We start from the raw sequence: 19,548 nt of genomic DNA, 5'->3' as shown, positions 1-19,548 counted from the left end.
TCTGGTTGAAGTCGAGACTACCAGTGGCAGGCGCGGCGAAGTGGACGCAGCGCTTCGGTAAGCTGTCCCGCCTCGAATAGGTAGGTCTGCGGACCGTCGGGATAGTCGATCTGAATCGCGAGGCGTCGCGAATTGATCAAAGACTTGATGAGATCGATGCTCTCGAGGCCTCTGCCGGCGAGGATGACGTCGCCGTTCTCGTAATCCCGCCAGTGGAGATTGAGGGTTACACCCCGGTCGGTCGTAAGTGCGAACTTGGTGCGGGCGTGGCCGACCGGCTTGGGGAGAAGGATATAGAAGGCGGTGATGTCGTCCTCGCAGGCGAGCATGATCACCGAACGCTGGTCCAGCGTGCCCCGCCCGAGCGGAGACACCCCGTCTCCCTCACGGAGCGTCAGGAAGACATCCGCTGTGTCGGCCGTCCAGGCACGCTGGTCAGCGGGGAGGTCTGCCGCCTGGCCCGCCCTGCCGGTCAGGATGCCCTCGAAGGTCGTCGGCTCTACGAAGGCGGCGCTGCGCCAGGGCCGGATACGAACCAGGGCACCGGCCACGCCGTCGGGGCGGCCACGCTCCTGGTCGAGGCCGAGTTCTCGAAGCGGACTCGGCTTACGGATGACCTTGGCCGTCTCGGGCGGCGGCGTTTCCGCAGCGCTATCTTCGACGGGAGTCTTGAACAACGCATCGAAGCAGAGGAGACGTCCCACCCGGTCGCGGGTAGCCCGACAGGCGTCGATTTCCGGCAGCGCGGGCGTCCCGGCCCAAGCGGGCGCGATGGCGAAGACCACCAGGGCGATCATGCGTCCAGCGGTTTTCATGCGTTCTCTCCCGCTTCTGGCCCATCGAGGCCGAGCTTCCGCATCTTGTTGGATAGGGTGCGCAGCGGGATGCCGAGATCCTCGGCGGCGAGACGGCGCGATCCCCGGCGCTGTTCGAGCGCCCGCGTGATCAATGAGGCTTCGAATCGGTCGCACGCTTTCGGCAGCGCAAAGCCGGAAACCCCGAACTCCGGCGACTTCGCTGGGGCCACCAGAGCGAGATCCTCGGCTTCGATCATCGCGCGCTCGCCGGACAGGAGCACCGCGCGCTCCACGATGGCCTGAAGCTCCCGCACGTTGCCTGGATAAGCGTAGCCAGCGAGCAGGGCCTCGGCGGTCGGCGCGAAGACTTTCCCGCCCCCGAACTGGGCGCTGTTGGTTGCCAGGAAATGATGGGCGAGCAGCATGATGTCGCCGTTCCGCTCTCGCAGCGGCGGGCTGACGATGCGGATTTGCGCGATCCGAAAGAACAGATCACTGCGAAATCGCCCGTCGGCGGCCATGTGAGGCAGGTCTGCATGGGTCGCGGCCACGAGGCGGATGTCGGCGCTCTCCTCCCGGTCGGCCCCAACCGGCCGATACCGCCGCTCCTGAAGCACCCGCAGAAGCTTGGCCTGGAGTGCCGGCGCCATGTCGCCGATCTCGTCGAGGAACAGCGTGCCTCCCCGCGCAGCAGCGATCAGTCCAGTGCGGGCCGCCTGGGCTCCCGTGAAGGCGCCCTTGACGTGGCCGAACAACTCGTCCTCGACGAGATTCTCCGGCAGGGAGGCCATGTTCAGCGCGACGAAAGGATGGTCCTTACGGTTTGAGAGCTCGTGCAATTCCCGCGCGATGAGTTCCTTTCCGGTGCCGGTTTCACCGAGTATCAGCACAGAAATATCTCGACTCGCGACGCGGGCGATCTGCTCGCGCAATCGTTGCATCGAAGGAGAGACGCCGATCAGCCGCCTCTCCATATTGCCCCGCGCATGCCCTGCGGTGTCCCGGCCGGGCTCCGCCTCGAGGCGGCGCGACGCGGCATCCAGGCAGTCGACGCGGAGGGTGCGCTCCATCCCCGCTCCGGCAAAGGCCATGAAGCGGTCGAGCAGCACCAAGCTCGCCGGTGGCACGACCCGCTCCTCCTGCAGCAGAAGCAAGGCGATGACGGACCAGGCTCCGGTTCCCGTCCGCCCGGGGATGGCGAGCACCTGCCCCGCCGCGACGCCGAACAGCGTCTCCCGCAACGCGTCAGCGCCTTCCCCCGGACCCAGTATCGTCGCCTGAGTGACCCGCAGAAGCCCGGAGATCGCGCATGCCCCGCCAGGCAGCGGTCCGAGCGGAAACGCCTGTCCTTCGAGCAGGGCCGGTACGCTCGCCAGGCACACAAAGGCATTGCCGATCTGGTTCGGGCCGTAGAGGTACCCGCTCTCCACGTCGGCGAGGATAGCAAGGCCGCGCAGAACGGCTCTACGCATCGCATCGAGATTTTCCGCAGCGGCGACCTCGCGGCAGAGGTCGAGGAGGCGGCCGGTCAGTTCCATCGGCCGGTCCTCATGGCGCAACGACCGTCTCGAAGGCGAACCGGAATCCGTCGCCCTCACCGATGTCGACCGTGGTGGAGACGAGAACAACGTGATCCAGTCCGGCCTGGAGGATGGCTCGGGAGATTTCCGGCAGCAGCCGGCGTTGGATCACCTCATCGACGAGGCGGGCACCGCTCGTCGCCACCAGACATTGCCGACGCATGTGGGCCTCGGCTTCCGCACTGACATGCAGCACGACCCCCTGGCGCGCCCGCAGGATCTCGCCGAGCTCGGCAAGCTTGGCCGAAACGATCTCGCCCATCGCCTCGTCGGACAGCGGCAGGTAGACCAGGGGCTGCATGCGCGCGAGAAGCGCCGGCTTGAAATGCTCGGCCAATCGTGGGCGGATCCGTTCAAGGATTTCAGGGACGCGCACGCCCTGTCCCGTCTGCGCAGCGAGCTGGCTGATCTCATCCGCCGCGAGGTTCGATGTAAGGAAGAAGACGACGTTACGGCAATCGATCGCTCGACCTTCGCCGTCGTTCAGCTCCCCTTTATCAAAAGCTTGATAGAATAGATTGAGGACGTTGATATCTGCCTTTTCGACCTCATCGAGAAGCACGACGGAGTACGGCGTCTTGCGGATCGCCTCGGTCAGCACGCCGCCCTCACCGTACCCGACATAACCGGGCGGCGAGCCGATCAGGCGCGAGAGCGTGTGACGCTCCTGATACTCGGTCATGTTGATCGTGGTCAGGAATCGCTCGGAACCGAACAGCAGCCGGGCCACCTGCACAGCCGTCTCGGTCTTGCCCACGCCGGAGGGACCGACCAGCAGGAACACCCCAATCGGGCGCCCGGCCTTGTGGAGGTCGAGCCGTGCGGTCTGCAGCTGTTCCACGATCAGGTCGATCGCGTGATCCTGCCCGCGGATCGCGTCCTTGATGCGCCGTCCGAGCGTCGTCAGTCGGAAGGCCTCGTCCTGGGTCATGGCCGCGACGGGGATGCCGGTCCAATCGGAGACGACCGAAGCGACTTCATCGACTCCCACTTCCAGCGCAACCAGGGGCTCGGTCTCGCGCACGCGCCCGAATTCTGCCCGCAGCCGCTCCATCGCGGTTCGTGTCTCCGCCGTCGCCCGCGCGGAACGAAGCGCGACGAGTTCTCCGGCCAGCCGCCTCTGGATGTCATGTTCCCCGGAGAGGCGGTCGATCTGTGCCGCGATCGCGATGCGGCGCTCCCCGATCTGGCTCAGCCGCTCACCGAACATGCCGGATGGATGGCCGGCATTGATGTCACGGTTCAGCGCCTCAGCCTCGTGAGCGAGCATCAGCTCCTCGCGGCGCAGCACGTCGATGCGATGGGGAATGCCGGATGCACTCGCCTTGACTCGCGCGCAGGCGGTATCGAGCAGATCGATCGCTTTGTCCGGGAGCTGGCGCCCGCTGACATAGCGCGCTGAGAGCGCTGCCGCTGCGGCCACGCCGGCACTGGATATGAAGACGCCATGCGCCTTCTCGTAGGCGGGAACGAGGCCGCCGAGGATGATGCGCGCCTGCTCGATTCCGGGCTCGGCGAGCTGCACGAGCTGGAACCGGCGGACGAGGGCGGAATCCTTCTCGAAATATTTCTTGTATTCGGACCACGTGGTCGCCGCGATGGCGCGAATCTCACCCCGCGCCAAGGCGGGCTTCAGAAGGTTGGCTCCGTCCGAGCCGCCCTGCGGGCCACCCGCGCCGATGAGCGTGTGAGCCTCGTCGATGAACACGATCATCGGCCGGTCGGCGGCCTTCACTTCGTCGAGCACCGCCTTCAACCGTCGCTCGAACTCCCCCTTGACCGAGGCGCCTGCTTGAAGCGCACCGAGATCGAGGCCGTAGAGGGACGCTCCGACGAGGAAGTCAGGCACGTCGCCCTGAACGATCCGCAGAGCCAACCCCTCCACGACAGCCGTCTTACCGACACCGGCCTCTCCGACGCAGAGCGGATTGTTCTTGCGCCTCCGGGCCAGGATCTCGACGATCTGGCGGATCTCATCGTCTCGGCAGAAGACCGGGTCGATCCGCCCTTGGCGAGCCGCCTCGGTGAAGTCGTGGCCGTAGCGTCCGAGTGCGGTGCCAGCATCTTGCGCGTGCCCAAGTACTTGGGGCGCGGCGGCCGCCGTGGCGATCACCGGCGTTTCCACCGAACACTTCACGATCTCGTCGAACTGCCCGCGGATATGGGAGAGAGGTAATTGCTCCAGACGCAGGCCGTAATCGAAACGGGCGTAGCGCCCGAGATCGGACAGGATAGCCAGCAAGATTGCGCCGGAGCGGATCTGCCCTTCTCCGAGGAGCACGGAGGCCACCATCCACGCGTCCTGCAACAGCTCGCATACGAGCGTCGAGTAACGTGGGGATGCGCCGTCTCCCGTGCGAAACCGTGCGAACGCACCCTCGACCGCGTTCTTGATCCGGTCGGGATCGGCGTCGCAATGTTGGACGATCAGCCGGCAATCCGCTCCGGGCTGCGTCAGGAGCGGCACGAGGAGGTGTTCGACCGCGACTTCCCGGTGGCCGTGAGACACGCAGGCGACGGCTGCCCCCTGCAACGCCTCGTGGCAGACGGGGTTGAGGCGCTCGATGAGCCCTGGCATCAACTCGATGTCGCGCATGACGTCTCTCATCGGCCGATGATCTGGTTGAGCTGTTCGAGGGAGCGTGTGGCTTCAGAGCGCGTCAGCAGGAAGAACGTCAGGTACAAGAGCACTGCCGTCGCGAAGGCCGCGATCACCACCAGGCTGATGGGTGTCTGCCACGCGACTCGGTGTGCCTTCTGAACGATGCCTTCGGACCTGAAGAGCGACAGCGGCTCGGTGGGTCCGCGCTCCGTGCGGATGACGTCGTGCAGTTCCTTGATGACCGCCTCAAGCTGAACGCGGCCATTGTGCATGGCTCGGTAGCGGCCCTCGTAACCGAGATTGAGGCAGAGATAGAGGAACTCCAGGAGGTCGATGTACCGGTTCGGCTCGGTCATCAGCCGCGCGAGGATGACGAAGAACTTCTCGCCACCCCAAGTCTCATTGTGAAACGTCGCGAGCAGGCTGCGCTCCGACCAGTTGGTCTCGAGCCCCCAGGGACTGTTCATCACCGCCTCGTCGAAAGCCGAGCAGAGGCAGTAGCGGAGGGCGAGCACGCTCACGCGGTCGTAGCCGAGCCGGTGCAACTCAAGCTCGATCGACTCGATCTCGATGGTGGAGCGGCGATGCAGCGTGTCGATGTCGTCCAGATGGCCGAGCGTGGCAATGCGCAGCATCAGCGCGATCAGGCCGGCACTGGCGTCGGTCACGCGGTTGAGGCTGCTGCCGCGGATCTCGAACGAGAACGGCCGCTGCGGCTCAACCTGTGGCACCGCGGTGAGATCCTGAGACCGCACCGCGAGGGCATTCGGATCGGTATCGAAGAGCTCCCGCGCGTCGAATCCCGACGCGCGGGCGAGGGCGCGATCGGTCATGACAGCCTCCCGTCCGTTCGACCACGGATCGCCCAGAACTGCATCTCGAGGTCGGGGAAGTCGCCGGCGATATGAAACGCGAAGCCGCTGGATTTGAGCAGGTCTTTCCAGCCGACCGAATTATTATCAAGAATAAAATAAGTATATCCTGCGTGATAAGGAAGCTGTCTCGGCGCGGTCGGCATCGGTTGCAGGACGACACCTGGAAGATGTGACTGAACCAGTTCCCGGATCTTTTCGATCGACGAGACCTTGACCTGCGAGGGAAACGTCTTGGCGAGCCGGTCAAGGGGAATGGCGGCGCGCACAGCCAACACGAAAGCGCAGGTGCGGATCATGTCCGGATCCGTCAGAGGCGCAGTCAAGACCCCGAATTTGTGCCGGTGTAGGTCAAGGACGATCGCATTGGGCTCCAACATCGTGGTGAGCGAGCGCCGTAACGACCGGATCAAGGGGTCGAAGCAATGTTCCGGCATCTCGTGGTTGTACGGCGGCCAAGCCTCAGGCAGTCGCTGCTCATGGGTGAAGGTGGCCAACTCGCCGGCAGAAGAAGCGAAGATTTCGTACAGTCGTTCAGGATGAACGCGCTTGATGGTTGATAGATGCCTGAATACCGGCTGCCACCGGTTAATTGTCTGGAGAAGCAAGAACTCGGCGATCTCCGCAACGCCATTCTGGCTCAACGAGCCGAGTCGGCCCGCGATCTGCAAAGCGCGCTGGTGAAGCAGGCCGGTGAAATCGTCGAGGACCCGGGTCAGCTGCGGGATCGCCTCGAGGCCATAGCTCGTCGGCATGAAGGATGGGTCGAGGCGGATCGACCCGTCCGATTGCTTCTCCTGCACCCGGCAAACCGGGAGATAGGCGAAGGACGAGCGGTCTTCCCGCCCAAGCATCAGGCGCAAGTTGAGCTGCGTGACTTCGATCGAATAGGGCTCGGCGTCGTCGCTCGATACGTCGTTGGCATCCTGACCGGCGATCCGGTACCGGGCCCCCTTCGTGGTGGTCTCACCCGTCGGGATCTCGGGCAAACCGCTCACCACAAGGGGCGCGGCCAAGTAGACGATCTCGTTGACGACCGTCACCGCGGAAAGATCGAGGGCGCCAGGCGCCGGCGTCTCGCCCGGAATCTCGAACACCGTCCGATCCGGAAGAATTCCGCTCGCGCGCACGATGTCGATCTTGCCGTGAAGCAGAGTCTCCGTATTCAGTTCGATCTGCTCGAAGCCCACTTGGTAGGCGCTGAGTGCGTCGCCGCGCCGCCGGGCCACGTAATCGTGGTAGCGCTGCTGCTGCTGCAGATGCTGCGGCTTGATGAACAGGCCGTCCGACCACATCACGGCATTACGAAGAGACATCATTTCCTCGACAGAAGCTGGCGCATAGCCTGCCGCTCAGCGATGCGTTTGAATCGCGACGTTTCGGCCTCGAATCGCGACGACGATCTTGTAAGTCTCACCTTTGGGCTTGATCGCATCCAGATTACGCCAGTTGATGTGATCGATATCCTTGTAGCCGACAGCGACGCCGATACTCGACGTCTCTTCTTCGATTTTCCAATCATCTATCACTTTAGAGTTGCCCGGCTCGACTTGCTTTTCCCTATGGCTGACATAAGAAGTCCCGAGCGCATCCTTGGGTGATGCCGAAAGGGTGGCGAAATCCAGAGTCCTGAGGCGCGTGTCGTCGGAGAGCTGGAACAGCCAGACATCGACCGGCGCCGCCTGCCCGAACGCGTTCTTGTTGGCATCCTCCTCGACATAGATGGCGATCGTCGCCTTCGAGGGCTGATCTTTCGGCGGCCCGATGGGCATGTCGGGGTTCATCATGATCTGCCCCATTTTGGTCGCGCCCTGGATCGTCTGCAGCGGCGTGCAGGCGCCTAGGCAGCCGACGACGACGACGGAAAGCAGGAGGGCGCGAGGCGGCGTCACCCGTCTCATGGTTCATTCTCCTGCCGAGAGCGTGCGCATCTCGCGGTCGTGCACCTGCCGGAAGACTTCCCAGAACAAGCGTGCGAGGCCGCCCTGCCGGTCGGACGCGATTTCTCGATAGTAATGTTGGTACATCCCCCAATGCCACGCATCGAGATCGCCGGTTCGCGGAACGTGACCTTTGTATTTGAGAAAGCGTCGGGCCAGAGTGACCGGAGACAGCGCTGCAAAAATAGCTTTCAATGCAGCCTCGGTTGCGACCGCGGCAGCAGCTTGATGGTGTTCGATGCTGGCGATGCTCTCGCCGATCGCCGTCTTCGCTGAGAGGTGTACCGGGCTGTGAACCAGAAACAGGTCACGCACGGCCTCGTCCGCATCCCCGGCCAAGCGGAGCGGGTTGTCCTCGATGGCGTGGAGATGGGTGTCACTGGCCAGCACACCCGCCGCACTCCGATCCTGGCTCAACCTCCGCAGCCCGTCGATCGCCGCCCGTAAGGCCTCGCCTATATCGGCGGCCAAGCGGTCAGCTTCGGGACCTGTGAGAGATGTGACCGGAAGGCCGAGGGCCGCACAGAGGGGGCGCAGGACCACGTGATCGACCAGATCTTCCCGTGCGACCTCACGCTCCTCCGCGAGCGGGACTTCGCCGAGCCAAGCGTCGCGGGCAGCCACCTCGTCTGGACCGCGCGCAGCGTGGGCCTTGCGATCCCGCATGTTATTCTCGAGCTCGCCGAGATAGCTGTCTAATTCATCGCGGATCCCGGCCAGTGGGAAATCCGCCCGACCGTGCTCGGCAGCGTTCATGGAAGTCTCCTTCACCCGTTGCGGTGTGAAATAGGCCGAGGTCGGCAACAGATCGTCAGGGCTTTCCGGCCGTGGTCCCTCGATGGGGCGGCCGAGGACGTACATCTCGAGTCCGGCTGCGTCGGTGCCCACTTCCGGAGGACTTTCCCGGTTCAGAGCCGCAACTGGGTCGGAGGTCACAGGATCGCCCTGACGGACCGTTCTATCCGAGAGGAAAGAGAGAGGATCCTTGTCTTCCTCGTTCTGCTTCAATCGCGCGCTGAACGGATCGAGCCCATGCTGCGCCACGAGGGTCTCATCCAGAAGTTTGCGGTGCTCCTCTTCCTCCCGGCGAGGATCCACGATCGACTCGACGGAAATGAACTTCCGTGCCCAATCCTCGGACTTGGCAGACCTGCCCGCCTCGTCGACCCGCTGAATGAGGAATGCGGTCATGTCGAACCGGCCGATCGACAGCCTGTCCGCATCGGAGATCCGAAAGGGCTCGCCTGGGCCGAGCGCTCGGACCGAATGGTTCACCCGGACACCGCGCGTGCTCAGCGCCTCGACGCAGAATTGACCATCCGCCTGGAAGACCCGGGCGTGGTGTCCGTCGACGGTCTGCTGCCGGTCGATCAGCGTCCAGGTACAATCCGCCGCAGAGCCGATCAGCCCCCCTTCCGCCGGGAAGACCATCGATGACCGGGTGCCGCCTTCGAGCAGCGCCGTGTTGTCCACGACAAGAGTGAGGAAGGTCGTCATCCTCATGTCCTCGCCGTGATCACGACGACCCGTTCCTCGTCACGCCGCCCGTCGCCCAGAAAGCTGGACCAGCCGAGCCGGCCGGGATCGTCCCGCGTCAACGTGATGGGCTGGGTGGCACGGGGACGCAGGCACAGCTTGACATCGTAAGCGAACTGATCGCGGAGCATGAATTCCACGAGGTTACGGAGCCGCCGATGTTCCTGTCCGCGAGGCAGGAAATCCCGGAAGCGCCGGTCGTCGAGATCGTGAATGACCACCCGGATCTTGCCCTGATAGTCGGGGGCGCGATCGCCGGAGATGGTTCCCTCGCCCAGGCGGGAATTGGCGCCGCCGAGGCCCCATTTCTGGTGCTCTGGGATCGGCACCCGGCGTCGCACCCATTCCTCGATCGAGACTCTTTCGAGCCGGAACGTGTGCCGAATGATGGTGGAAAGCACGGCAGGCGAGCGGTTTCGACTCGCCAAGACCCCAGCAAAGCACAGCAGCCGCGGCCAATAAATTCCTGAGTCGGACCTCAATCGTGCATCGTAGAGGCCGAAAAGAGAGTAGATTCCCCGGGAAAAGTCATCCTCCCCGCCGGGGCGGTAGCGCATGTAATACCGATATTTCCGCCAGCCGCGATGGAGAAGGCCAATCAGACGATTGTGAAAGAAGTTGAAGAAATCTGTCAGCACCGATCCTTTCGGATCGTAACCGGCGATCTGCTCGACATAATAGGAAGGCAACGGCGATCCCGAACCGTGCAGCCCGAGGAAGGTGACAGTGATCACAAAGCACGGCGGTGAGTCCGCCAGCGCACCGTTGCAGGCCGGGTTGAGAAGCCGCATGCTGGCCACGTCCGAGAGTGGAAAACCCAGGCCATTATCGACTTCAAAGATGATCCTTTCCTCGGCTGGCAAGAGATGCGTGCCGACCTCGCGCCCGTCGTCGAGGGCGTCCTGGATCATCTGCACAAGGCGATAGAAGGCGTAGGTTGGAGCCTGCGCCTCGGCCTCCGCGCGGATCAGATCAACGGCTGACGGCCGATTGTCGCTGGCCATCTATAAATCTCGCCGTTGTTCTCGCCGCGCAATTCCAATTCGTGGAACGAATTGGTGGTCGTGCTGATGGCGATGAATTCCTTGAGGATGCTACCGAAGAGGTACATCTCGCCCTCTGACTGGAAGCATGTCTCGTCGAGGGTGAGGATTGAGCGTATTCCGCGAATCGGGCGCCCTTTGAACAACATGTCCACCGGCCGGGTGCTCAGGTTACGGATGCCGCCGAGACGGAGACGCGCCGCCCGCTCTGCCTGCCGATCGGTCAGCGATCGGTAGTCGTAGATCTGCAGGATCACACCGAGAGCGTCTTTATCCAGTAGCGACATATAATTGAGCGACAAATTCGAGATAAGGTTCCAATTCAGCGCACCATCGATCGGCGGATAAATTGGTGATGACGGTCGAGTAATATTTGAGAACTCAATGAAGGATGGACTCGAATCGGTCGCGAGGTCGATGTCGCCGATGGCCAGTTCGGCCGCCCTCGTTCGGTTGAAGCAGGTTAGCCGGATGCTCATCGCCTCTTCAGCAGGCACCGCCTGCTCGCCGTCATGCAGCACGAAGGTGATCGCGTGTTCGAACCCGGCCTCGGTTGCCGCCGCCGTTAGGCGTTGACGGTAGTAGACCTGCTCTCGCCGCGACGCCATTTCGACTTCGTGATGGAACGATTCGAAGGCAGGGTAGGCGCGCTCGATCTGGAAACGTCTATCCTTCTCCGAAGCACGAAAGCCGATGACATTGTCGATGGAAAATATTTCACAAGCCGCGCAGTCATTTCCGGACGGCTTGACCCGATATTGCACTTTGCGATGATCGACAGCGATTGGCTCAGCGTCGGTCTCGAACAGGTTGACGGCTGGCGAGCAGAACAACCTTACATTGTCGGCGCGTAATTTCACAGGTGCCGGCAGTGGTCGCTCGAACTCCAAGTCCAGCCCGAACTCCTTAGCCTCGCTGCCCGCCGCCGCTGCCGCGAGCCCGTCGAAATCGACACAGTGGAATTTGTCGGGGAAGACGAAGAACTCCTGGAGCAGCCGATAGGCATCGAATGCCGTCGATGCGCTAGGTAACAATGTCTCGTCGGAGGCAAAGCCACCGGCCCGTACGCTGGTATTCGGCAACCTCACCCGCCGCCCGTCCGGTGTAGTGAAGTGCAAGGCCAGGAGATAGCGTAGGCACCAGAGATACAGGGTCTGCGCGACGATCGCATCACCCGTGAACCAAAGGCGCAAATCTGAAAAATTGACGCTGCCGACCGTGCGTTCGCTTAGCATCGCAAAGCTCAAGGCAAGCTGAGATCGATCTTGCGTACGGGTATGCGCCACGTCGGTCAGTTCGACCGGGTAGACAAGGCAGTCCGCTGTCGTGCGAAAGTCGCACGATCCCCCCTCAATCGGCCGGGCGCGCATCGCCATCCCCCGTGGAATTACATAGGCTTCGGTGATCGTGCCGCGGACCGGCCGGAATTGCATGAGGCAGGTCGGAGGGAAGGGCCGGAGGAAATTGGGCCACAGCAACTGCACGAGCGAATGGGTGAGTTCGGGCAGATCGTCTTCGATCTTTTCCCTCACGCGCGAGGTCAGGAACGCAAAACCCTCCAGCAGCCGCTCGACGTCCGGATCTGTGCTGCTCTCAGAAAGATACTTCGAAAGCTTCGGGTTCAGACGCGAAAATTCCTTGCCGGACTCTCGCAAGTAATTGAGGTCGTCATGAAATAGACTTGCCATTGACCTGACACTCAGCTCAAGATAAAGCGGCGATCTTTGTTCAAGCACAGATCGAATTCAGCGGAGGATCCAGCTTCAGCTTTGCCGATGCGCGCCGTGATGCGGAAGCGCAGGCTTAAGGGCTCATCGGTTGCAGCGATGTAGCCGACCCGTACATCGGTGATCCGCGGCTCGCCCATCACGATGCAACGGCGGATCGACTCGGCGATCTGCCGGATCATGTCGTTGGAGCGCACCGCCCCGTCGTTCATATCGATGATGCCCAACTCGGGGTTGGCGGCCGCGCCGCCCGCACGAAGGTTGAGCACGCGGCCGAGATTGCCTTTGATCGAAGCGATCTGCGCCCCATCGACGTCCATCCCTGAGAGGTGCCCGATATCCTCTTCGTCCGCCACGAGGCGATCGAAGAGGCTTCCGTTCAAGATACGCAGACGCGATACCGATGGCGTCACAGGTTTGCGCAAGATCATAGTCAATCGGTGGCCCAAGGCACGAGGGAAGACGGGCTTAAACCAGGATACGCCGCGGCTGCTTATCAAGCACTCGTCGCAGCATCAGACTTGTCGAGCTTGCCAACCAGCGACAATTCAAAATTTGCGCCCATGTATTTGAAATGTGGCCGAACCTTCAGCGTCACCTGATACCAACCCGGATCACCTTCAACATCGCTGACTTGGACGGTCGCATCCCTTAGCGGGCGGAGCGACCGAACCTCGGAAGGTGGGTTTTCTTGATCGGCAATATACTGGCGCAACCAGATATTGAGCTCGCGCTCAAGATCCGCCCGCTCTTTCCACGAGCCAATCTGCTCGCGCTGCAAAACCTTGATGTAATGAGCGAGCCGGTTGACGATGAAGAGATAAGGAAGCTGTGTGCCGAGCTTATAATTGGTCTCAGCTGCTTTACCGTCCTTCGTCCCGGGAAACCGCTTCGGCTTCTGGATCGTGTTAGCCGAGAAGAAGGCCGCGTTGTCCGAGCCTTTGCGCATGGTCAGCGCAATGAAGCCGAGTTCGGCCAACTCGTATTCTCGACGGTCGGTAATCAAAACCTCAGTCGGAATCTTGGCCTCGATCTGCCCCAGTGACTCGTAGGCGTGAATAGGTAGATCGTGGACTGCGCCACCGGACCTCGGACCAATAATATTGGGGCACCAGCGATATTTTGCAAAACTGTCCGTTATGCGTGACGCCAAAAGGAAAGCGGTATTCCCCCATAAATAATTTTCATGATGTAAAGTTACGTTTTCATTGTATACGAAGCTATGTACGGGGTTGTCGATCGGATGGTAAGGCTGGCGCAGAAGAAATCTCGGCCCAGTAAGGGCGATATAGCGGCTGTCTTCACTTTCTCGCAAGGCGTTCCATTTGCGATAGCGGGGCCCTTCGAAAACTGAGGCCAGATCGCGGACATTGGGGAGTTCGAGATAGCTATCAATCGCGAACATCTGCGGAGCCGCTGCCGCAATGAACGGAGCATGCGCCATGGCCCCTACGGATGCCGCGTACTGAAGGAGCTTAAGGTCGGGAACGGACGGCCCAAAATCGAAGTCCGCAATCATCGCGCCAACCGGCTCGCCACCGAATTGACCGTATTCTGAGGAATAAATTTGTTTGTATAGGCCGGATTGGACTACTTCTGGCGCATTTTCAAAGTCTTCGAGTAATTCTTGCTTCGAGACTGACAATAATTCAATTTTTATATTTTCTCGAAAATCCGTGCGATCGACGAGAATCTTAAGGCTACGCCAAGCCGCCTCTAATTCCCGGAATTCCGGGTGGTGCAGGATTTCGTCGACTTGCGCGCTGACTTTTTTATCAATTTCAACGATCATTCGATCAACAAGAAATTTGTTGATCTTATGATTATGCTCATCCGATTTCAAAAGGTCTCCGATAAATGCCCGCACGCCCATGCGCGCAGCATCGTACCCCTCTTCTCCTGGATTGAGCCGAGTTTCCTCCATAATCTGCTCAAGTAGGGATCCAGACTCACTCGGAATTCTCTGGGGCGACGGTGTTGAAACCAGAGTATCCATGATGGCCTCTTGAGATCGTATGGGTAAAATGAACATCAAGTCACGATTTTGCAAATCGTGCTCGATGACCGTCAGTCAGATTTAGCTCACTCGTATCTATATCGAGACGTTGCTGCGCTGTACTGATCTCGATGAGAGATGGTCTTCCGCGCGGACGGCATCTCAGGATGCGTTCGAATCACCATGATGAAGCGCTTCCAACTCCGCAATCAGCCGGTTGCGGCTCTCCTCATTTTCAAGGATTTGCTGCATTCGCTTGCGGAATGCCGGCATATTTCCCAGCGGTCCCTTCAGCGCAACCAGAGCCTCGCGCAACTGCATCATCTTCATAAGCTCTGGCACCTGTTGAACCAGAGAATCCGGCTCGAAATCCTTAAACGAATCAAATTTTAAATTGACGACTAGGTCTATGCTGCCATTTTGCTCATCGAGCACGTTACGAACAGTAATCTTCTTTTCGATTCCAGATTCACTCATAACCGTCGATAGGGTGTTTTTGTCGACGTTAATCATCTTTCGCTCTTCGACAGGCGTCGTATCCGCTTTCCCGGAGAAGTTTCCGAGCACGACGAGTTTGAGCGGCAATTCCGCTTCAGATATTTGTCCCATTGTCGCCGGAACGTATCGAATATTGATCCGCTCTTTCGGGGCAATAGACCCTTCTGTTTCATTCATCGTCTCGTTCCTCCGGTAGTAGAGAAATGAAAATAGTTCCTCATAAAAAGTCAGCCCATCTACGGCTGTCGTTGTGCTTCTTGCGGCCTTCAGGGGTGTTTTATGAATGATCTATAATCTGCCTAAATATTTTCCAGTTCGGATTGTGGCGATATAGAATTTTATTCGTGTATACAAAACAGACTTTTCGTACTGCTATCTTAGTAAGAAATTCCAGATGTGCTGTATGATTATTCACTATGAAGCTGGCGTTGGCTTTTCGATGGTAAATCATATGTTAGGTTGAGTCGCAATAAGGCAGACGCAGAAAAAAACGGTCATTGATCTTTTTTGCAATTGTTGTCAAAGCCCAGCCAAAACTGTAAAGTCGATTTATATTCTCAGCATCGCAGTTCTTTATTATTAGTCATTCGTACCAGGTATGTTATTTCGACACAGTTTATTGCAAAAAATATCTTAAATTGGAGATTATTTCAGATATTATACGTCAATGGTCTCTAAAAGCGTTTAGCTAGCGTATTCTGCGCTCTACGTTTGCGCTTGGTCCAAACTATTCAAGCTGGTACTATCGCGCCCAGATACGCTCGGCGTCTCTCGGCTCACACCGCTTCCACAGCCCCCTGAACCGCACCGGGTTTGTCGGAGTCCTTCTCGGTTAGGCAACGTCGTCCCGGCGGTCGAACTCCGCCAAGGCAAAATAGCCCGATGCCTTCCTCAGGATCTCATTGGCTTGTCGGAGTTCACGGTTCTCCCGCTCCAGCGCGTTGATCCGATCGCAGTTGTCCGTTGTCTGTCCGGCTCGCTGGCCCTACCGTCCGGACTCATAGTCGGCAGCAGACGGTCACCGCGAGGCAGACGGCAGCGGAGTCATTGCGAGCGATCCGATCGTAGAGGGCGGCGATGCGACGGAAGTCCTTGATCCGCCCGAACATCCGCTCGATGCCGTTACGGTCGCGACCGAGCATGGGCGAGAAGCGCGGCTTCCAGCGGCGGTCGACCTTTGGCGGGATGTTGGGCGCGGCTTCCGTCGCCTCGATCTGCTGGCGAATGGCGTCGCTGTCGTAGCCCTTGTCAGCCAGAACGATGCGGAGGCTAGGCAGGCGCTCCAAGAGCAGCGTCGCAGCCTTGCAGTCGGCGACCTGCCCGCCCGTCAGCAGGAAAGCGAGTGGGCGGCAGGCATTGTCGGTGAGCGCGTGGATCCTGGTCGTGCGTCCGCCTCGCGAGCGACCAATAGCCTGAGTTTGCTCTCCCCTGCGCCTCCGGCGGCACAGCGATGGGCCTGCACCACGAATGAGTCGATCAAAACCTGAGCGGGCGGTCCACCAGCCTGGGCGAGCACCTCGAACAGCCCGACCTAAACACCGTTCGCCGCCCGACGCACGAAGCGATTGTAGAGGATCGTCTTCGGTCCGTAGATCTTGCGCGGTGCGTCTCTCCAACCGCCACCGGATTCAGCATGGGGATGATGCCGCTGATGACGAGCCGGTCGTCCACCTGCGCCTTGCCCCGTGTATCGGTGGGCAGGTTCGGTGCAATCTTCGCAAACTGCTAGTCCGTCAGCCAGAACCGATCCATCGGCCACTCCAGCGCGAGCCGTGAATCACGTTTCGCTGTGCAACGACAATTTCGATGTCCTGAGAGCGTCGATTACGATGGCCGCTCGGGACGTATCGGTTTGGGCTGGTGCAGGCGTCGGCGGACATTGGGTTTGAGGGCGCTCTTCAGGTCCTTGTCGACGACGGCGCGATCGAACCAGTCGGGATCGAAGTGGCCACCGCACCAGCGCCGGATCTCGGCATGCTCGGGGGCGTCGGGATCGGCCATGATGGCCAGGAAGTTCTCGTAGCCACCGAGCCCACCGACGTCCTCCGGCGGCCGGGCGCGCGCTCCGTCGAGGCAGGTGGCATGGCGCGGCCGGGCTTCGAGGATGAGGGGCCGTTCTAGCGTGACGGTGTGGTACCAGTCGTCGCCGAAATCGTAGAGGTAGGTGAAGGCCAGCCCGGGCTCGCGATCGAAGTCGAGCAGGCGCACCTCGCGCTCGTCGAACACGCGCGGATCGTCGAGGCTGCCCCAGCCATCCGCATCCGGATCGCCGTAGCGCAGGCCTCCGATCCGGAACTCGTGCAGGTGGTAGTTCCACCAGTTGAAGGCGGCCTGGATGGCCAGGTGCAGCTCGCCCAGATGCCACGTGTAGGGAACGACGAGGCGACGCCAGACGACGGGCTCGATCCCGTCGATCGCGACGTGGATCTGTAAGGCGTTGGGGGGCTCGAACATCATGGCCCAGAGCAGACCGGCTCGGAGGCGGCGTCAACTATCCCGGGCCCCGGCGACGATTAGGCTACCGTCGAGGCCTCTGCCCCGGCTCTGGCCGCCGCGCGACGACGGTAGCTCTCGGTGTTGAGTTCCAGGATGGTGGCATGGTGGACGAGCCGATCGATGGCCGCCACGGTCATGGCTGGGTCGGGGAAGATCTGATCCCATGCGCTGAAGGGCTGATTGCAGGTGGCGATCAGCGAGCGCCGCTCGTAGCGCTCGGCGATGAGTTCGAACAGCACGCTGGTCTCCGCCTGATCCTTCCGCACGTAGCCGAGATCGTCGAGGATCAGGCAGTCGTAGCGGTCGAGCTTGGCCAGAAGGCCGGGCAGGGCGAGGTCACGCCGGGCCGCCTGCAGCCTCTGGACGAGGTCGGTGGTGCGGGTGAACAGGACGCGGTGGCCGTTCTCGACGAGCGCCGTTCCGATGGCGGCGGCCAGATGAGACTTGCCGGTGCCGGAGGGGCCAAACAGCAGGATGTTGGCCCCCTGATCGAGCCAGGCATCGCCGCCGGCGAGCGCGAGCACATGGGCCTTGCGCAGGCTCGGCACGGAGGCGAACTCGAAGCTCTGCAGCGTCTTGCCGGTGGGCAGGTCCGCCTCGGCGAGATGGCGAGCGATGCGGCGGGTGTGACGCTCCTGGACTTCGTGCTCGCACAGGGTGGCGAGGTAGCGGGCCGCGCCCCAGCCCTCGCGGTCGGCGCGGGCCCCGAGGTCCTGCCAGAGGCGGGCGATGGTCGGCAGGCGCAGGCTGGTGAGCATCACCGGCAGCTTGGCGGCGTCGGTCTTGGTCATGGCGTGGGATCCGGGGTGACGCTGAGGGAGGGCAGCAGGCGGTCGTAGGCGGTCGGATCCGGCGCGCTGACGTGCACGAGCGGCGTGCTCGACGCGCGCGGTGCGACGGCGGCGCGCGCCGTATCGAGATCGGGCAGGCGACCGGCATCGATGACGGCATCGAGGTGGTCGGCGAGCTGGCCCTCGCAGGCGTGGGTAGCAGCCAGGTGCAGGAGCCCGACGTAGACGCGGCAGGCCTGACGCAGGTCGAGGCCGGCGTCGAGGACGTCCCAGGCCCGTCGGAAGGCCGTGCGGGGGAACAGGTCCTCGCGGAACACCGAGTGCCGGAAGGCCTGCGGCTTCCTCACGAGGGCGTGGACGAGGTGACGATAGTCGACGACGCGCAGGAGCGGGCCGCCGCGCTTGAAGTGCCGGCGCGCCAGCGTCAGCACGGGGGTGAGCCCCAGGTGGCAGACGAGGCGGTCGTCGTAGACGTGCACCGTGAGGCGGCAGCCCACGAGGCGCGAGGGGACGGTGTAGAGGACGTTGCGCACCGAGATGGTGCCGAAGCGCGTCACGCCCGCGCTGGCGACGCTGTAGTCGCTGGTGCGGTAGGTGGGCAGCGGCGCGAGGGCGGTGCGCTCCACCGCCAGGGCGTCGCGCACGGCGGCGTTCCTGCGCAAAGCGTAGTCCTGCAGGAACGCCTGATAGGCGGCCAGATCGGCGAAGTCCTTCGAGCCGCGCAACTCCAGCGCCTCGCTCAGGCCGAGCTTGAGATGACCGTGAGCCGCCTCCACCGATCCGTTCTCGTGGGCGAGACCGGCATTGTTGCGGGTCGGCTCCAGGCCGTAGTGCCGGCAGAAGGCGGCGTAGGCCTCGGCTTCGTCGTCGCGGGTGGCGAGGTTGCGGTAGGCGGCCGAGAGCCGATCGGTGCGGTGCTCGCGGGGCACGCCGCCGAGCTGCCAGAGGGCATCCTGCAGACCTTCGGTGAGCGCGGTGAAGCTCTCCCCGCCGCAGATCGCCTTGAGCGAACGCCAGCCCGAGTAGGCGAGCCAGAAGTGGTAGAGCAGATGCGGGAAGGGACGGCCCGCCAAGGTGACGCCGAGCTTGGATCCGTCGGTGAAGTCTGAGAGCGCCTGTCGCCCGGGCGGATGTTCCTGGCGGAAGATCAGCTCGCGCTCGGGCCCCTCGGTGGCGCGCCAGTGGGCGACACGCCGCTGCAGGGAGCGCAGCACGCCCTCGCCGAAGCGCCCGGGATGGCGGCGGTCGAGTTCTTCGAGCAGGCTGGTGGCCCGGATGTGGGGCACGGCTTCCAGAAGAGGCACGAGTTCCTCCCGCCAGACATCGGCGAAGGGATCGGCGCGGGTGCGATAGGTGCGTGGGGGCTTCTGGCTCGGCAGGGTCGGACCGGCCTCGATGCGCCGCCCGGTGCGCTCGCTGAAGCCGGCCTGGGCTGCCGCGACAGCCTGCGTGTGGCCTTCCCGTCGTGAGGTCATGAAGCGCCGGACCTGTCGGTCGGTGACGTGCAAGCCCGGCATCAGCCTTCCCCCGTGATCGCGGGGGAAGGCTGCGCGCCCTCACGTCGAACCGGCCATCCCAATCGTCGTCAGGCGGCAATCGTAGTTGGCGTCACACATTTCGCCGAGCCGCGCCACCGTTCTGGGTCCGGACGCAACCTTTAAACTCGGACC

General features: G+C 62.0%; 15 protein-coding genes and 2 pseudogenes. All 17 read right to left on the bottom strand.

Features of this window, described 5'->3' with window-relative positions; genetic code table 11:
• Positions 1-17 precede the first annotated feature (17 nt).
• Positions 18-815 carry a type VI secretion system-associated protein TagO gene (locus tag ABC766_RS16885; protein WP_345819100.1) on the bottom strand — a complete coding sequence of 266 codons (798 nt, stop codon included), beginning with the start codon at positions 813-815 and terminating at the stop codon, positions 18-20.
• A complete protein-coding gene (locus tag ABC766_RS16880) occupies positions 812-2,335 on the bottom strand; it encodes a sigma-54 dependent transcriptional regulator (protein ID WP_345819099.1) in 1,524 nt (507 codons plus the stop codon). The genes ABC766_RS16885 and ABC766_RS16880 overlap by 4 nt, the downstream gene beginning before the upstream one ends.
• A gap of 10 nt (positions 2,336-2,345) precedes the next feature.
• A complete protein-coding gene (gene tssH, locus ABC766_RS16875) occupies positions 2,346-4,973 on the bottom strand; it encodes a type VI secretion system ATPase TssH (protein WP_345819098.1) in 2,628 nt (875 codons plus the stop codon).
• An 8-nt stretch (positions 4,974-4,981) separates the two neighbouring features.
• Complete coding sequence (gene icmH / locus ABC766_RS16870; protein WP_345819097.1) at positions 4,982-5,812, bottom strand: type IVB secretion system protein IcmH/DotU; 831 nt, start codon at positions 5,810-5,812, stop codon at positions 4,982-4,984.
• Positions 5,809-7,170 carry a type VI secretion system baseplate subunit TssK gene (gene tssK, locus ABC766_RS16865; RefSeq protein ID WP_279900732.1) on the bottom strand — a complete coding sequence of 454 codons (1,362 nt, stop codon included), beginning with the start codon at positions 7,168-7,170 and terminating at the stop codon, positions 5,809-5,811. The genes icmH and tssK overlap by 4 nt, the downstream gene beginning before the upstream one ends.
• A gap of 33 nt (positions 7,171-7,203) precedes the next feature.
• Positions 7,204-7,752: a type VI secretion system lipoprotein TssJ gene (gene tssJ, locus ABC766_RS16860; RefSeq protein WP_345819096.1), complete on the bottom strand. Its 549-nt coding sequence runs from the start codon at positions 7,750-7,752 to the stop codon at positions 7,204-7,206.
• A gap of 3 nt (positions 7,753-7,755) precedes the next feature.
• On the bottom strand, positions 7,756-9,288 hold the full coding sequence (gene tagH, locus ABC766_RS16855; protein WP_345819095.1) for a type VI secretion system-associated FHA domain protein TagH: 1,533 nt from the start codon (positions 9,286-9,288) through the stop codon (positions 7,756-7,758).
• A 2-nt stretch (positions 9,289-9,290) separates the two neighbouring features.
• Positions 9,291-10,331, bottom strand: a complete 1,041-nt coding sequence (gene tssG / locus ABC766_RS16850) for a type VI secretion system baseplate subunit TssG (protein WP_345819094.1) — start codon at positions 10,329-10,331, stop codon at positions 9,291-9,293.
• Positions 10,295-12,058 carry a type VI secretion system baseplate subunit TssF gene (tssF, locus tag ABC766_RS16845; RefSeq protein ID WP_345819093.1) on the bottom strand — a complete coding sequence of 588 codons (1,764 nt, stop codon included), beginning with the start codon at positions 12,056-12,058 and terminating at the stop codon, positions 10,295-10,297. The genes tssG and tssF overlap by 37 nt, the downstream gene beginning before the upstream one ends.
• An 11-nt stretch (positions 12,059-12,069) precedes the next feature.
• The gene (tssE, locus tag ABC766_RS16840) at positions 12,070-12,528 is read right to left on the bottom strand and encodes a type VI secretion system baseplate subunit TssE (RefSeq protein ID WP_345819092.1); all 459 of its coding nucleotides are present in this window, start codon (positions 12,526-12,528) and stop codon (positions 12,070-12,072) included.
• 65 nt (positions 12,529-12,593) lie between these two features.
• Positions 12,594-14,093: a type VI secretion system contractile sheath large subunit gene (tssC, locus tag ABC766_RS16835; protein ID WP_342143645.1), complete on the bottom strand. Its 1,500-nt coding sequence runs from the start codon at positions 14,091-14,093 to the stop codon at positions 12,594-12,596.
• 162 nt (positions 14,094-14,255) lie between these two features.
• Entirely contained in the window at positions 14,256-14,768 is a 513-nt protein-coding gene (gene tssB, locus ABC766_RS16830) for a type VI secretion system contractile sheath small subunit (protein ID WP_342143647.1), read from the bottom strand.
• 671 nt (positions 14,769-15,439) lie between these two features.
• Positions 15,440-15,576 (bottom strand): annotated as a pseudogene (locus tag ABC766_RS16825) (IS3 family transposase); the annotation flags it as partial.
• A 13-nt stretch (positions 15,577-15,589) separates the two neighbouring features.
• Positions 15,590-16,304: pseudogene (locus ABC766_RS16820) on the bottom strand (IS5 family transposase).
• A 111-nt stretch (positions 16,305-16,415) separates the two neighbouring features.
• Complete coding sequence (locus ABC766_RS16815; RefSeq protein ID WP_122163178.1) at positions 16,416-17,045, bottom strand: plasmid pRiA4b ORF-3 family protein; 630 nt, start codon at positions 17,043-17,045, stop codon at positions 16,416-16,418.
• A 59-nt stretch (positions 17,046-17,104) separates the two neighbouring features.
• Complete coding sequence (gene istB, locus ABC766_RS16810; protein WP_122163120.1) at positions 17,105-17,878, bottom strand: IS21-like element helper ATPase IstB; 774 nt, start codon at positions 17,876-17,878, stop codon at positions 17,105-17,107.
• Complete coding sequence (istA, locus tag ABC766_RS16805; protein ID WP_122163118.1) at positions 17,875-19,395, bottom strand: IS21 family transposase; 1,521 nt, start codon at positions 19,393-19,395, stop codon at positions 17,875-17,877. The genes istB and istA overlap by 4 nt, the downstream gene beginning before the upstream one ends.
• Positions 19,396-19,548 lie beyond the last annotated feature (153 nt).

It is taken from the genome of Methylobacterium fujisawaense (genome assembly GCF_039619325.1).
GTDB lineage: Bacteria > Pseudomonadota > Alphaproteobacteria > Rhizobiales > Beijerinckiaceae > Methylobacterium > Methylobacterium fujisawaense.
The sequence above is the reverse complement of the archived record's forward strand: the minus strand, read 5'-3'. Positions and strand labels throughout refer to the sequence as shown.

Bases quoted from the DNA above. Each gene is read 5' to 3' on its own strand.
- ABC766_RS16885 (WP_345819100.1), bottom strand. From the start codon at position 815: ATGAAAACCGCTGGACGCATGATCGCCCTGGTGGTCTTCGCCATCGCG.
- ABC766_RS16880 (WP_345819099.1), bottom strand. From the start codon at position 2,335: ATGGAACTGACCGGCCGCCTCCTCGACCTCTGCCGCGAGGTCGCCGCT.
- tssH (WP_345819098.1), bottom strand. From the start codon at position 4,973: ATGCGCGACATCGAGTTGATGCCAGGGCTCATCGAGCGCCTCAACCCC.
- icmH (WP_345819097.1), bottom strand. From the start codon at position 5,812: ATGACCGATCGCGCCCTCGCCCGCGCGTCGGGATTCGACGCGCGGGAG.
- tssK (WP_279900732.1), bottom strand. From the start codon at position 7,170: ATGATGTCTCTTCGTAATGCCGTGATGTGGTCGGACGGCCTGTTCATC.
- tssJ (WP_345819096.1), bottom strand. From the start codon at position 7,752: ATGAGACGGGTGACGCCGCCTCGCGCCCTCCTGCTTTCCGTCGTCGTC.
- tagH (WP_345819095.1), bottom strand. From the start codon at position 9,288: ATGACGACCTTCCTCACTCTTGTCGTGGACAACACGGCGCTGCTCGAA.
- tssG (WP_345819094.1), bottom strand. From the start codon at position 10,331: ATGGCCAGCGACAATCGGCCGTCAGCCGTTGATCTGATCCGCGCGGAG.
- tssF (WP_345819093.1), bottom strand. From the start codon at position 12,058: ATGGCAAGTCTATTTCATGACGACCTCAATTACTTGCGAGAGTCCGGC.
- tssE (WP_345819092.1), bottom strand. From the start codon at position 12,528: ATGATCTTGCGCAAACCTGTGACGCCATCGGTATCGCGTCTGCGTATC.
- tssC (WP_342143645.1), bottom strand. From the start codon at position 14,093: ATGGATACTCTGGTTTCAACACCGTCGCCCCAGAGAATTCCGAGTGAG.
- tssB (WP_342143647.1), bottom strand. From the start codon at position 14,768: ATGAATGAAACAGAAGGGTCTATTGCCCCGAAAGAGCGGATCAATATT.
- ABC766_RS16815 (WP_122163178.1), bottom strand. From the start codon at position 17,045: ATGTTCGAGCCCCCCAACGCCTTACAGATCCACGTCGCGATCGACGGG.
- istB (WP_122163120.1), bottom strand. From the start codon at position 17,878: ATGACCAAGACCGACGCCGCCAAGCTGCCGGTGATGCTCACCAGCCTG.
- istA (WP_122163118.1), bottom strand. From the start codon at position 19,395: ATGCCGGGCTTGCACGTCACCGACCGACAGGTCCGGCGCTTCATGACC.